The 14047-nt window shown below is 36.1% G+C and carries 10 protein-coding genes; 8 read left to right on the top strand and 2 right to left on the bottom strand.

All coding sequences use genetic code 11. The features are described 5' to 3' along the window. Window positions 1-17 precede the first annotated feature (17 nt). Together AC6CHK_RS12475 and kduI are read right to left on the bottom strand one after the other, a co-directional pair. Window positions 18-800, bottom strand: a complete 783-nt coding sequence (locus AC6CHK_RS12475; protein ID WP_498096608.1) for a gluconate 5-dehydrogenase — start codon at window positions 798-800, stop codon at window positions 18-20. 8 nt (window positions 801-808) lie between these two features. Further along, window positions 809-1645, bottom strand: a complete 837-nt coding sequence (gene kduI, locus AC6CHK_RS12470) for a 5-dehydro-4-deoxy-D-glucuronate isomerase (protein ID WP_498096606.1) — start codon at window positions 1643-1645, stop codon at window positions 809-811. Window positions 1646-2499: 854 nt separating this feature from the next. Between kduI and AC6CHK_RS12465 the strand changes: the two genes are divergently transcribed. The 8 genes from AC6CHK_RS12465 (at window position 2500) to AC6CHK_RS12430 (ending at window position 14045) form a co-directional block, all read left to right on the top strand. Beyond that, on the top strand, window positions 2500-5511 hold the full coding sequence (locus AC6CHK_RS12465; RefSeq protein WP_498096604.1) for a SusC/RagA family TonB-linked outer membrane protein: 3012 nt from the start codon (window positions 2500-2502) through the stop codon (window positions 5509-5511). A 10-nt stretch (window positions 5512-5521) separates the two neighbouring features. Further along, window positions 5522-7357: a RagB/SusD family nutrient uptake outer membrane protein gene (locus AC6CHK_RS12460; RefSeq protein ID WP_498096602.1), complete on the top strand. Its 1836-nt coding sequence runs from the start codon at window positions 5522-5524 to the stop codon at window positions 7355-7357. Between the two features lie 88 nt (window positions 7358-7445). Next, on the top strand, window positions 7446-8477 hold the full coding sequence (locus AC6CHK_RS12455) for a pectinesterase family protein (RefSeq protein ID WP_498096600.1): 1032 nt from the start codon (window positions 7446-7448) through the stop codon (window positions 8475-8477). 33 nt (window positions 8478-8510) lie between these two features. Next, window positions 8511-9623 (top strand): pectate lyase family protein, encoded by a 1113-nt coding sequence (locus AC6CHK_RS12450; protein ID WP_498096598.1) that lies wholly within the window; start codon window positions 8511-8513, stop codon window positions 9621-9623. A 27-nt stretch (window positions 9624-9650) separates the two neighbouring features. After that, the gene (locus tag AC6CHK_RS12445) at window positions 9651-9932 is read left to right on the top strand and encodes a hypothetical protein (protein ID WP_498096596.1); all 282 of its coding nucleotides are present in this window, start codon (window positions 9651-9653) and stop codon (window positions 9930-9932) included. A 12-nt stretch (window positions 9933-9944) separates the two neighbouring features. Then, window positions 9945-10949, top strand: coding sequence for a DUF4861 family protein (locus AC6CHK_RS12440; RefSeq protein WP_498096594.1), 1005 nt, complete (start codon window positions 9945-9947; stop codon window positions 10947-10949). 12 nt (window positions 10950-10961) lie between these two features. Beyond that, window positions 10962-12221 carry a glycoside hydrolase family 88/105 protein gene (locus AC6CHK_RS12435; protein ID WP_498096592.1) on the top strand — a complete coding sequence of 420 codons (1260 nt, stop codon included), beginning with the start codon at window positions 10962-10964 and terminating at the stop codon, window positions 12219-12221. A gap of 180 nt (window positions 12222-12401) precedes the next feature. Next, entirely contained in the window at window positions 12402-14045 is a 1644-nt protein-coding gene (locus tag AC6CHK_RS12430) for a glycoside hydrolase family 43 protein (protein WP_498096591.1), read from the top strand. Window positions 14046-14047 lie beyond the last annotated feature (2 nt).

The following is a 14047-nucleotide window of genomic DNA, read 5'->3' as shown; positions in this document are numbered from 1 at the left end:
CTAATCTAATTCTGTTGTTATTCATTAGCAGGTTTTCCGATGGTCGCCAAAATTCCGCCATCAACGTAAATAATCTGTCCGTTGACAAATCGGCTTGCGTCTGAAGCCAGGAAAATAGCTGTCCCAACAAGGTCTTCAGGGTTGCCCCATCTTCCTGCCGGAGTTCTGCTGATGATAAAATCGTTGAAAGGATGCCCATCCACTCGGATTGGTTCTGTCTGAGAAGTTGCAAAATATCCGGGACCGATTCCGTTGACCTGAATATTGTGTTTTGCCCATTCTGTTGCCAGATTTTTGGTAAGCATTTTCAGGCCGCCTTTTGCAGAAGCATATGCAACCACATTGTCGCGACCAAGCTCACTCATCATCGAGCAGATGTTGATAATTTTTCCGGATTTTCTTTTGATCATATGTTTGCCGATTAATTTCGACATAATAAAAGGTCCTGTAAGATCTACATCGATTACTTTTCTAAAGTCTTCGACTTCCATCTCAATCGCGGGAATACGTTTGATGATTCCTGCGTTGTTGACAAGGATGTCTATTTTTCCGTGAGTGGCTTCCATTAGCGCTACTTTTTGAGCGGCTTCCAGCTCGTCCGTCACATCAAAAAGATAACCGGTTGCTTTGTATCCTTTATCGTGATAATAGTTTAAAGCTTCCTCTAATTTTGACGGTGTCGTGCTTGTGATCGCCAGTTCAGCACCTGCAGCGGCAAGACCTTCTGCCATTGCCATTCCTAATCCGTGAGTACCGCCAGTTACAACGGCAACTTTACCGGATAAATTAAATAAATTCATTAGAAAAATTACTTTAGTTCGTTAGTTTTGATGCCGTCCATATCTCCGTAATCCATATTTTCTCCGGCCATACCCCAGATAAAAGTATAATTGGAAGTTCCAACTCCTGAGTGGATTGACCATTCCGGAGACAGCACAGCTTCACGGTTTTTCATAAAAATATGACGCGTTTCCTGAGGCTGTCCTAAGAAATGACTGATTGCCTGACCTTCCTCCAAATCAAAATAGAAATACGCTTCCATTCTTCTTGTGTGAGTATGTGAAGGCATTGTATTCCAAACACTTCCGGGATGAAGCTCTGTCATTCCCATTTGAAGCTGACAGGTTTCAAGCACAGAATTTACAATCAGTTTGTTGATCGTACGCTTGTTGGCGTATTTTTCTTCCCCTAATTCTACAATTTCGGCTTCATTTTTCGTGATCTTTTTTGTCGGATAAGTGTGATGAGCCGGAGCTGAATTGATGTAAAAATAAGGTTGTGCATCACCCGATTTTTCAAAAATTATTTCTTTTGCACCTTTTCCGATGTATAAAGCTTCTTTGTTGGCAAGCTCATATACTTCACCGTCTACTGTTACTTTTCCGGCACCTCCGACGTTGATGATTCCTAATTCTCTCCTATCAAGGAAATTTTCGGCTTTCAAATCGTCTGTTGGTTCTAATTTTAAAGCTTGTGCTGAAGGCATTATACCTCCTATAATCAGCCTGTCGTACATAGAATAGACTAGTTTTATCTTATCTTCATTAAATAAATCATTGATTAGAAACTCCCTCCTAAGATCTTCAGTGGTATACTTTTTTGCATCTTCTGGATGGTGGGCGTAACGAAATTCTGACTGTGTCATACTACTTGATTTTTATACTTTTTCTTTTTTGCGGTTTTATCAAAACCATTAATTATTGCGTAATCGATTGCATAAAGTTACGCTAAAAATATTAGAAATACTTGTGGGATAAATATATAATTATTCTTTAATTAGTTAATAAAAAATTAATACTAATTTATAACAAACTGATATACAAATAAATAAAATTAAGATTTCACAAGTAAAACTAATATTCAGGTGTAAAAAATTGTTCTTTAATTTAACCAAAATCTATACGTATTAAGTATTTATGTGTTAATTAATGTCTATTATAAAAACAATATAGATGAATGGAATTGTTAAGAATAACAGATTTATTATATTAATATTTTGCGAAATATGCTTAATATTTATGGTTAAAGAAATCATAATAAAAACTGCCATTAAAATATGACAAAAGTCACTAAATTTTCAAAAAACAGTTTCTTAGCTATGAATTTTGGGGAATTTTTATTATCAAAATTAACTGAATTTTAAGCAAATTTTAAATTTTTTAATGGTAGATCAATTAAATTCTATTTCTATATTACAGCTTATTCAAAAACAAAAAAATACAATAAGTAATTAATTTACAAACAATTAAATAAAAAATCCATTAAAAATATTGTTTATAGTTTACGAATATGAACCCTAAATTTAATGAAATAATAATATTTTTTCTTTGCATATTAAAAAATAATATTAGTTTAGGAGCCACAATAAATATGTTGTGAAAAATTACGCAATCGATTGCACTAGGAAGCGTAAATTATCTGAAGTACTTAAATCCACAAAAAACAATGAAAAGTAAAACTTTTCGACCATTACATTAAAACTATATAAGGATATAATAAATGAATAAAAAAGTACAATCAATAAAATGGTTATATCTGAGTGTTTTCCTGCTTCCCGTAATTGCTATGGCTCAGGAAAAAGAGAAAGAAACCAAAATTGACGAGGTAGTTCTGGTAGGATATACCAAGGTTTCTAAAAAAGATGTTACCAATGCTGTTTCTTCTGTAAAGGGTGAAAACATTAAAGATATGCCTTCTACAAATGCAGCAGAAGCTATTCAGGGAAGGATGGCCGGAGTGCAGGTTTCTTTGAGCGAAGGCGCACCGGGAGCGGATGTCGACATTGTTGTAAGAGGAGGAAACTCTATCACGGGCAGTAATGCTCCGCTTTATATTGTTGACGGAGTTCAAATGGATAATGCCCTGACGATTTTATCACCAAAGGAAATAGAATCAATTGAGGTTTTAAAAGATGCTTCTTCTACCAATATTTACGGAGCCCGAGGTGCAAACGGAGTTGTTTTGATTACAACAAAAGGCGGCCGCAAAAGAGCAAAAACTTCTATTAACTATAATGGTTTTATGGGGGTAAGAAAAATCCAGAATACCATTGATGTTTTAGATCCGTATCAATACGTTCTTTATCAGTACGAGCAGTATTATAAGAATGGTGTGCAGACAGATATTGATGCTTTCAATACACGGTACGGAACTTTTGATCAGCTTGGAAAATACAAAAATGTAAAGAAAATTGATTGGCAGGATAAAGTTTTCGGAAGAGAAGCATTTAACTTTACGCATAATGTGTCGGTAACAGGAGGATCGGAAAATTCTGCTTTTTCATTAACATTGAACAACGTTCAGGAAGACGGAATTATGATCGGCTCTTCTTTCAAGAGAAGCATGGCCAATTTCAGATACGATTATGATATTTCCAAAAAATTGAGCCTTGGTCTTAATGCACGTTACAGCAGACAGATGATCAACGGTGTCGGTACTTCTGCAACAGGATCGCAAAGCACAAACAGGCTTAGAAATGCAATAAGATATCAGCCTTTTGAAGGAGGTTCTACCGTAGATGTTGATGAATTTGATCCATTATTTGCCGATCAGACCAATTTGGTAAATCCTGTCTTGTTAGCTGATAACGAGATTAAAGAAAGCGGAAGAAATGATTTATTGCTGAACGCAACAATTGATTATAAAATTAATAAAGATTTCACATTCAGAAGTGTCATCGGATATGTACAGCGAGATGAAACCGTAAACCAGTTTTCGGGCCCCGTTACCAGTCTTGCACGACAAAATAATGACCAGCCTGTCGTTTTCTTAAGCAAAACACAATCGCGAAGAATTACCAATTCCAATACATTAAATTATAAAAAAACATTTGGTAATCATAAGTTAAACTTATTAGCAGGACAAGAAACTGTACAAACAGACGGTGAATCTTTAATAATGAACATTAAATGGTTCCCTAAATCCATTAGCGCTCAGGAAGCATTTGCCAATATACAATCTGCTTCTCCACCAGATGGATTAGTTCAGGATGCTCCTAGAGCTTCCAGCGCACCAGGATCACCAGATCGATTACTATCATACTTTGGAAGTGCTAATTATATTTACAAAAATAAATACGTTTTTACAGCTTCTATCAGGGCAGACGGATCAAGTATTTTTGGACCGGGAAACAGATGGGGATATTTTCCCGCAGCCTCAGCAGCATGGAAAATCACTGAAGAAAATTTCCTGAAAGACAGTAATTTAGTAAGTGAATTAAAGCTTCGTTTAGGATATGGCCAGTCTGGTAATAACAGAATAGGGGCTTTCTTATATGATACTTTCTTTATAACATCTTCAGATTATGGCTATGCTTTTGGAACAAACATAACTCCGGGAGCTACACCAGGTAATATCATGGCAAACAAAAATGTAACATGGGAAACCAGCACTTCTCAAAATATAGGTTTGGATTTCGGATTTTTTAAAGGGAAATTATACGGAACACTTGATGTTTATAAAACCGACACCAAAGATCTTCTTTTACTCGCAAAAGTACCTCAGACTTTAGGATACGAAAGCCAGTATCAAAATTCTGGAAGAAGTCAAAATAAAGGTATCGAATTATCATTAGGAAGTACAATTGTTAACAGAGAAAGTTTTAACTGGAAAATTGACGCTAATATTTCTTCCAATAAAAATACCATTAAAAGCTTAGGAAGCAGTGCTTCGGCCAGTGCAGATTATTACCTATTCCCTTCAGGATGGCAAAATAATCTTTTCGACTTTTTAGTTCAGGTTGGTAAGCCTGTAGGGACCTATTGGGGATACATAACAGCCGGAAGATATGAAATAAGTGATTTTGACTACAACGCTTCAACGCAAACATATACTTTAAAATCCGGGATACCAAGTGCATCAGCAGTAGCCAACGGAGCAAAGCCGATACAGCCGGGAGATCTTAAATTAAAAGACATTAATGGCGATGGTGTAATCGATAACAATGACATGACTGATCTTGGAAGTGCTCAGCCTAAATTTTATGGTGGCTTTAATCAGACATTCAGATACAAGAACTGGGACATGAGCTTATTGTTCAATTTCTCTATCGGAAATAAAGTATACAATGCAAATAAAGTAGAATATTCTACACAATATTTGTACAAAGACAATAATATGCTTGCAGAAGTAGCAGACCGGTGGAGATGGTTTGACGACGCAGGAAATAAAGTGACGGATCCTGCAGCACTTGGCGCTCTGAATGCAAATACAACGATGTGGACTCCTCCCGCAGGTGCTTATTTTCTACATTCTTATGCTATCGAAGACGGATCATTCCTTAGGCTAAACAACCTTACTTTAGGATATAGCCTTCCAAAAGGTTCGTTGGAGGCGATCGGGGTTAAAAATTTCAGGATATATGCTACCGTTAATAATTTATTCACGATTACCGGATATTCAGGATTTGATCCTGAAGCCAATACAAGAAGAAATCCGCTTACGCCGGGTGTAGATTATTCAGCCTATCCGAGAAGCAGATTCATTTTATCAGGAATTGACATTATTTTTTAAAACTAAACTTATGAATAAAAATAAATTTTTAAGCATATTATTTTCTATTGCGGGAATAGTTTCACTTTCGTCCTGCAGCGATTATCTGGATGTAGAAAATCTTTCGAATACAGCAGAAAAACAGCAATTTGATTCGGCATCAGATACATTTTCAGCTTTGGTAGGGGTTTACAACAGTACGATGGGCGACAACACTTACGGCCAGAGAATGAACCTTATTCTTACACAAGCAGGTGATGATTTGAGGACTTCAGGGGATTATAATGCCAATGACAGAAGGGGAATCAGCTGTTTTGGAGCGGTACCCACCAATACAGAACTTTTAAGACCTTTTTTGGATACTTATGCAGGAATAGAAAGAGCAAATCTTGTTATTAAAAACATTCCTATTTCGCCGGTTTACCAAGTTGGTTCTGAAGCTGACAAAAAATTAATGGACAGATATTTGGGAGAAGCCTTAACATTGAGAGCTCAATTCTATTATGATTTAATTAAAAATTGGGGTGATGTTCCTTTTCAGGATGTCCCGTCTGCGGATTTAACGGATGTATATTTACCAAAAACAGACCGAGATATTATTTATGATAAAATTCTGGACGATTTATTAAAAGCTGAAAGTTTAGTTCCTTGGAAATCTGAAGGCAACACAACAGCACAAAGAATATCAAAAGCTGCCGTAAAAGGATTAAGAGCAAGAATTGCATTGGCCAGAGCCGGATATTCTTTAAGAAGAAGTCCGCAACAGATGATGCAAGGTTCCAATCCGCAAAAATATTATCAGATCGCTTATGACGAATGTAAAGATATCATCAACTCGGGACAGCATCAGCTGAATCCAAGTTATGAAGGTCTTTTCAGATCACTGCATACCAATAATCCGGATGCAACCAACGAAATTATTTATGCAATCGGAGCTTTTGGAGGAAATTCAAGAACCGACAGCAAAATCGGATATTACAACGGATTGAGACATGACGATACAGACTGGAAATCTTCAGGAGGAATCAATGCTATTCCTGTTTATTTCTATGAATTTTCCAAATATGATTTAAGGAGAGATGTAAACATTGCCATTTTCAGAGTAAGCGCGACAAAACAGGAAGATCTTCAGACTTCTGTCAACTGGAATGATGGCAAATTCAGAAAATCGTGGACCAGCATTAAAGGTACTTCTCAGAATCTTGGGATCGACTGGCCTTTATTGAGGTACGCAGATATTCTTTTGATGTTTGCTGAAGCGGATAATGAGCTGCACAGTGGCCCATCCCAGGAAGCGGTAAATGCTGTAATGGCGGTAAGACAAAGAGCATATGAAGGAAATACCGGACAAGTGGGAACGATCCCGACCGATAAAATCGGCTTCTTTAATTATATTGTGAAAGAAAGAATGTTGGAATTTGGAGGAGAAGGACTTAGAAAATATGACCTTATCCGATGGAATTTATTGGAAACAAAAATAAATGAAACAAGACAAAAGCTTACCAATTTTATGAATGGTACCGGTGCTTATGCGAATGTTCCTGAATATATTTTCTATAAAAAACCGGCGTCGACAATATCCAATTATACTCCGACAAAAACTGCTCAGCAAAACGTGTTGGATATCGATTTATATGTTAACGGAATTGCAAAAGCAGAGGTATTTTATAACCCGGCGCAGTCTGTTGCTACGCCGTCCGGATATACAAAAGTAAACTGGAGATCTGCAGTGACACAGGCTTACATTAGTGGCGATCCTATCAAAAGTTATGCTTATTATTTTCAGCCTAATAAAAGAGAATTGCTTCCAATAGCTTTAGATATTATCAATTCAAACTATAATCTTACACAGGATTACGGTTATTAGAAAAAATACATTCATATTAATTTAATTTGTAATGCAGACTTTCTCCTTCACCGGAGCAAGTCTGTATTTTCTAATAAAATTTCAAGACATGAAGGTTCCTGTTTTTTATAAAAAGTTTAAGTTCTTATCTATTTTTTTAGTCGTTATATTCAGTTTTTTTTCTTTCAAGGCTGATGATAAAAAAGCAAAAACAATCACAGTTTCGAAAGACGGAAAAAGTGACTTTACCACTATTCAGCAGGCAATTAATTCTGTTGAAGAAGGAATAAATTCTAAAACGAAAATCCTTATAAAAGCCGGAATTTATAAAGAAAAAATCATCATTTCCCAATCAAAAGGAGCAATTTTGATGGAAGGCGAAAACCCTGAAAACACGATCATTACTTATAATGACTTCGCCTCAAAAAAGAATTTGGAAGGAAAAAATATAGGAACGACTGGTTCATCTACAATGTTTATTTATTCAGATGACTTTTCCGCCAAAAATATTACTTTTAAAAATGAATCCGGACCGGTTGGTCAAGCCGTTGCCTTATTAATTACAGGTGACAGAATTGCTTTTGAAAATTGCAGGTTTTTAGGATTTCAGGATACTTTATATTTAAAAGGAGCTCAGGATTTAGAAGATAAAACAAAGCCTTCGAGAAATTATTTCAAAAATTGCTATATTGAAGGGACTACAGACTATATTTTTGGCGCCGGAACTGCCGTTTTTGAAAACTGCATTATTTATTCCAAAAAAAATGCTTCATTTATTACTGCGGCTTCCACTCCAAAAGAAAATAATTTCGGATTTGTTTTTATTAATTGTGTAATTACAGGTAATGCAGAAAAGAATTCTGTATATTTGGGAAGACCTTGGAGGCCATTTGCGCGTACAGTTTTCATCAATTGTGCAATCGATTCCACAATAAAGAAAGAAGGCTGGCACAATTGGAATAAATCTGATGCTGAACAGACTACTTTTTATGCAGAATATGAAAATAACGGCGAAGGAAGTCCTATTTCTAACAGAGTAAAATGGTCTCATCAATTGACAAAAGAAGAAAGTAAGAAATACACTACAAAAAATATTTTAAAAGGAAATGATAATTGGAATTTTAAGAAGAGTTTGAAATAAAATCATTTTTCAAAATAGTGTAAAATAATAAAAATGAAGTTTAATCTTAAAAATAAAACCTTTTGTGCAGGAATTTTTTTCTGTATTTCTGTCTTGCTTTCTGCACAGCAAAAAGTTGTCAGTTTTCCCGGAGCTGAAGGTTTTGGAAGATACACTTCCGGTGGACGTGGCGGAAAAGTTTTGTTCGTTACCAAAACAGCAGACGATGGAACGGAAGGCACTTTAAGACATGCTTTAAATCAAAAAGGGCCAAGATATATTATTTTTAAAACCAGCGGAACAATCTTTCTGGAATCACCTTTGAAAATAAAAGAAGGCGATGTTACCATTGCCGGACAAACCGCTCCGGGAGACGGAATTACCATTGCCAACTACGAAACATTTGTCGCATCAGACAATGTAATCATTCGTTATTTGAGATTCAGAATGGGTGACCTTAAAAAATTTGAAGGTGACGCTTTAGGGGCGAGATTTATAAAAAATCTTATTGTAGATCATTGTTCGATGAGCTGGTCGACGGATGAAACCGTTTCAATTTATGCAAATGAAAATACAACACTTCAATGGTGCGTGATTGCAGAAAGTTTAAGAAACTCTGCTCACCAAAAAGGCGCACACGGTTATGGAGGAATTGCAGGCGGTAAAAACGCTTCATTTCACCATAATATATATGCCCATCACGACAGCAGAAATCCGAGATTGGGAGAATATGCAGGAAGTAAATTTGCATTGACTGATCTTACAGATTTCAGAAATAATGTAATATACAATTGGGGGCACAATAATGTATACGGCGGTGAAGGAATGAACGTAAACCTCATCAATAATTATTACAAACCCGGACCTGCAACATTGACAAAAAACAGAATTGCAGCGATCGATAAAAATTTAAATCCAAAAGCTGAAATTTATAATATTTGGGGTAAGTATTACATTGCCGGAAATGTCGTCGAAGGAAATCCTGAAGTAACAAAATACAATTGGAAGGAAGGTGTTTTCAAGCAAATAAAATCATCTTATAATTTAACAGATATTGAAAAAGACGCTATTAAATTAGATCAGCCGCATGATATACAAAACAATGTAAAAACACAAACTGCAAAAAAAGCATACAAAAAAGCACTGAAAATTGGAGGTGCAAGTTAGGTAAGAGATGCTGTTGATTTACACGTTTTGAAAGATATAAAAAACGGTAGTTTTATATATAACGGCTCACGCGGAAGCAAAAACGGGATCATCGATTCCCAGAATGATGTTGGTGGTTTTCCCGATCTTAAACCCGGAAAAATCTTGCCGGATTCAGATAATGACGGAATGCCGGATGTATGGGAAATAAAAAACGGTCTTGATCCTAAAAAGGCCAATGCCAACGGAAAAGATTTAAATAAAAATTATGATAATATAGAAGTTTATACTCATGATATTGTAAAACATATCACAAAAAAACAACTTTAAAAATCAGTAAATATGTTACTAAAAAATATTATTCTTAAAACTATTTATTCAGGAATTCTGATAACCTCTGCCACCTGTTTTGCACAAAAGGATGTTATTCAAAAAATCAAAAAAAACGGAAACGCTCCTTTTTCTTACGCTGAATTATCCGTGAAAGAAGGCGGAAAATGGCAGGGAAACGAATATATCGGCGGAGCTTTCAAAAACATAAATGAATTATCACTTCCGGCGGAGCACACCGACCATTCTTATTACATCAGATACGAAGGAATCGGTCTTGAAAACAATCAGGTTGGCTACAGATTATATTTAGACTGGAGAAATGCAACCGATATTTTCGGTAAAAAAGTGAATACTTTGGTGTTACCGGAAGTCGGCCAAGACGGTTTTGAGTCTTATCATCACGATGCGCCTTGGGGACAGGATATTTTAAAATCTGGGCGTACGATTGGTATAGGTTCTTATGGAAGATATGACGAACAGAATGATTTTGTTGAAACTTTTAAAACCGTAAAAAATACAACCGCAAAAGTAGTCAATGAAAATGATAAATCTTATGCTACAATCGATTACAAAGGCTGGAAAACCTGGGGCGGTGCGGTAGATTTGCAGTCAAAACTGACGATTTTCAATAAAGACCGTTTTGTAAAGGTAGATTTAACTTTAGATAAAACCATTTCAGGATTATGTACCGGAATTGTTGCTTTCAAAAATATTCCTTCAAAACAGGGAATCAGTAAAAACAAAAAGTGGGCATATATTGCTACTTACGGGCAGCAGACTTTGGCTAAAAAAGAAGATAATCTGGGAATGGCTGTCTTCTATCCTATCGAAAGTTTTGATAAATATGTGCAGACAAAATCTACTCATGTTATCGTTTTCAAAAAAGCTAAAAATGTATCGTATTACTTTTTAGGAGCGTGGTCGCAAGAACCGAAAGGCTTGAAAACAGAAGAAGAATTTTATAAAGATTTAGATAAAAAACTGGAAATCTTAGATCAAAACAATCAACTTTAAAATTTAGATATAATGAATTTTATTAATCAGAAATTAAAAATATATGCTGTTGCAATTTTAGGTTCAGGAATGTTCCTTGCTTGTGCTCAGACAAAAACTGCAACAGCTTCAAAAACTTCAGCCGAAACTTCAAAATCCACAAAAGTGGTTCCTACCAACCTGAATTGGTCTGAAAGAATGATGCTTTCAGAAATGCACCGTTTCCCGGAAGCCTGGATGCTCGATTTCAGCAAAAGCCCGAAATGGACGTATCCTTCAGCAATTGTTTTGGATGCTGCCGAACAACTGTATGCAAAAACAGGTAAAAAAGAATACTACGATTACATTAGCGGTTTCGGAGAAACTTTGATTAAAGAAGACGGTACAATTCTTACCTACGATATTGAAAAGTACAACATCGATCTTCTGAACAGCGGAAATGTATTGCTTTATCTTTACGAAAAAGAGAAAAAAGATAAATACCTGAAAGCACTTCAGACGCTTCGTTTACAAATTGACGGTCAGCCAAGAACCAATGAAGGATCTTTCTGGCATAAAAAAATATATCCGTACCAAGTCTGGCTAGATGGCCTATACATGGGAATGCCATTCTACGCGCATTACACGAAGGATTTTGTAAAAGGTGCAGAAGCAACAAAAGCGTATGATGATATTGTTTTTCAGTTTGATTCGGTTCAAAAGAATCTTTTAGACAAAAAAACAGGATTGCTGTACCACGCTTGGGACGAAAGCAAAGAACAGGCCTGGGCAGACAAACAAACCGGACTTTCACCAAATTTCTGGGGAAGAGCGATGGGCTGGTACGGAATGGCGATGGTAGACGTTCTTGATTATTTACCTGAAAATCATCCGGGAAGAGCCAGAATTATTTCTTACATCAAATCCTATTCTGACGCTGTCATTAAATATCAGGATAAGAAATCTGGTCTTTGGTATCAGGTTTTGGATAAGCCATTAGCAAACGGTAATTATGAAGAAGCCACCGCTTCAGCGATGTTTGTTTATACGATGATAAAATCTGTAAATAAAGGTTATTTGCCACAATCTTATAAAAAAGCAGCTAAAAAAGGTTATGATGGAATCATCAAAAACTTAATTACAGTAGACGAAAACGGAGTTGTAAATTTAAATAAATGTTGTGCCGTTGCCGGTTTAGGAGGAAAACCTTACAGAGACGGTTCGTATGAATATTATGTAAACGAAGAAATCCGTTCAAATGATGGAAAAGGAACAGGACCTTTTATTTTGGCAAGTTTAGAATTTGAAAAATAAATTTTAAACCATTAAGAAAATTGAGTTGTTAAGTTTTTTTTTAAGATTTAAATCTAAGATTTTATTAAGCATATTGCTTAAAGTGAAGCTAATCTTAATTATACTAAGCTCCTTAATAAAATCTTAATAGTAAAAAAATTCATTTCTGACATTACTCAAACAGATCAAAAATCTGCTTTTATGACAAACAAATTTTTAAATATACTTTCAATCACCACATTTTCTATTGCATCAACATATCTGAATGCACAGGAAAAACCATACGTTTCAGAAGTCTGGACTGCCGATCAGGGGAAAAATTACAGAAACCCTATTTTATACGCAGATTACTCAGATCCAGACGTTACCCGCGTTGGCGATGATTATTATATGACCGCTTCAAGTTTCAATGAAGCTCCGGGATTGCCTATTCTTCATTCAAAAGATATGGTCAACTGGAAATTGGTCAACTATGCTTTGCAAGACGTTTTACCTGCAGAACATTTCAGCATCCCAAAAAGAGGTGATGGAGTTTGGGCACCCGCAATCCGTTTCCACAAAGGTGAATTCTACATTTATTGGGGCGATCCTGATTTCGGAATTTACATGGTTAAAACCAAAGATCCGCTTGGAAAATGGGAAGAACCAGTTTTGGTCATGGAAGGAAAAGGTTTAATTGATTCTTGCCCTTTCTGGGATGAAGACGGAAATGCTTATTTAGTTCATGGTTGGGCGGGAAGTCGCGCCGGCGTGAAAAGCTTGCTTTCCATCAATAAAATGAATCCTGAAGGAACAAAAGTTTTAGGTAAAGGCGTGCATATTTTCGACGGCCACGATGCACATCCAACGGTTGAAGGTCCAAAAATGTACAAAAGAAACGGCTATTATTACATTTTCGCTCCGGCTGGAGGTGTGGCGACAGGTTGGCAATTGGTTTTAAGATCAAAAAATATTTACGGTCCTTACGAAGAGAAAATTGTTCTCGAACAGGGAAAAACAAAGATCAACGGTCCGCATCAGGGAGCTTGGGTTGATACGCCTTCAGGTGAAGATTGGTTCTATCACTTTCAGGATATTGATGCAGGAGGAAGAATCGTGCATTTGCAGCCCATGAAGTGGGAAAAAGACTGGCCTGTAATGGGAACAGACAACGATAAAAACGGAATTGGGGAACCGGTTCTTACTTATAAAAAACCAAACGTCGGTAAAACGTATCCGATCGTAACTCCACCTGAAACTGATGAGTTTGATGGCGAAAAATTAGGAATCCAATGGCAATGGAGCGCGAATGAAAACATTGTTTGGTCTTCAAAACTTCCCGGACAGAAATTCTTAAGATTATTCTCAATGAAAATTCCTGAAGGAGAACTAAATCTTTGGAATGTTCCGAATTTATTAACTCAAAAATTCCCAGCTCCTAATTTTGTGGCTTCCACTAAAGTAAAATTAACTCCGGAAGATGCTAAAGAAGGAAAAACTGCAGGACTTTTGGTGATGGGATTGGATCATGCTTCAATCGTTGTCACCAACAAACCAGATGGATTTTATTTACAATTAAGAAAAGCTGAAAAAGCAGATAAAGGTGGCGTGGAAAAAGTTTTATTTGAAACTAAATTAAAATCAAACGAAGCTTATCTAAAAGTAAACGTAAACGAACCCAACGGAATTTGCACATTCAGCTACAGCGAAAATGGTAAGAATTTCATCAAAGTTGGTGAATCATTTCAGGCAAAACCCGGAAAATGGATTGGTGCTAAAGTGGGATTGTATTCTGTAAGTACACAGAAAGCAAACCGCGGCGGTTATGCAGATTTTGAATATTTTAGAATTACAAAAAAAGAATAAAA

It is taken from the genome of Chryseobacterium sp. GQ58, assembly GCF_059758895.1.
The sequence above is the reverse complement of the archived record's forward strand: the minus strand, read 5'-3'. Positions and strand labels throughout refer to the sequence as shown.

Bases quoted from the DNA above. Each gene is read 5' to 3' on its own strand.
- AC6CHK_RS12475 (WP_498096608.1), bottom strand. From the start codon at position 800: ATGAATTTATTTAATTTATCCGGTAAAGTTGCCGTTGTAACTGGCGGT.
- kduI (WP_498096606.1), bottom strand. From the start codon at position 1,645: ATGACACAGTCAGAATTTCGTTACGCCCACCATCCAGAAGATGCAAAA.
- AC6CHK_RS12465 (WP_498096604.1), top strand. From the start codon at position 2,500: ATGAATAAAAAAGTACAATCAATAAAATGGTTATATCTGAGTGTTTTC.
- AC6CHK_RS12460 (WP_498096602.1), top strand. From the start codon at position 5,522: ATGAATAAAAATAAATTTTTAAGCATATTATTTTCTATTGCGGGAATA.
- AC6CHK_RS12455 (WP_498096600.1), top strand. From the start codon at position 7,446: ATGAAGGTTCCTGTTTTTTATAAAAAGTTTAAGTTCTTATCTATTTTT.
- AC6CHK_RS12450 (WP_498096598.1), top strand. From the start codon at position 8,511: ATGAAGTTTAATCTTAAAAATAAAACCTTTTGTGCAGGAATTTTTTTC.
- AC6CHK_RS12440 (WP_498096594.1), top strand. From the start codon at position 9,945: ATGTTACTAAAAAATATTATTCTTAAAACTATTTATTCAGGAATTCTG.
- AC6CHK_RS12435 (WP_498096592.1), top strand. From the start codon at position 10,962: ATGAATTTTATTAATCAGAAATTAAAAATATATGCTGTTGCAATTTTA.
- AC6CHK_RS12430 (WP_498096591.1), top strand. From the start codon at position 12,402: ATGACAAACAAATTTTTAAATATACTTTCAATCACCACATTTTCTATT.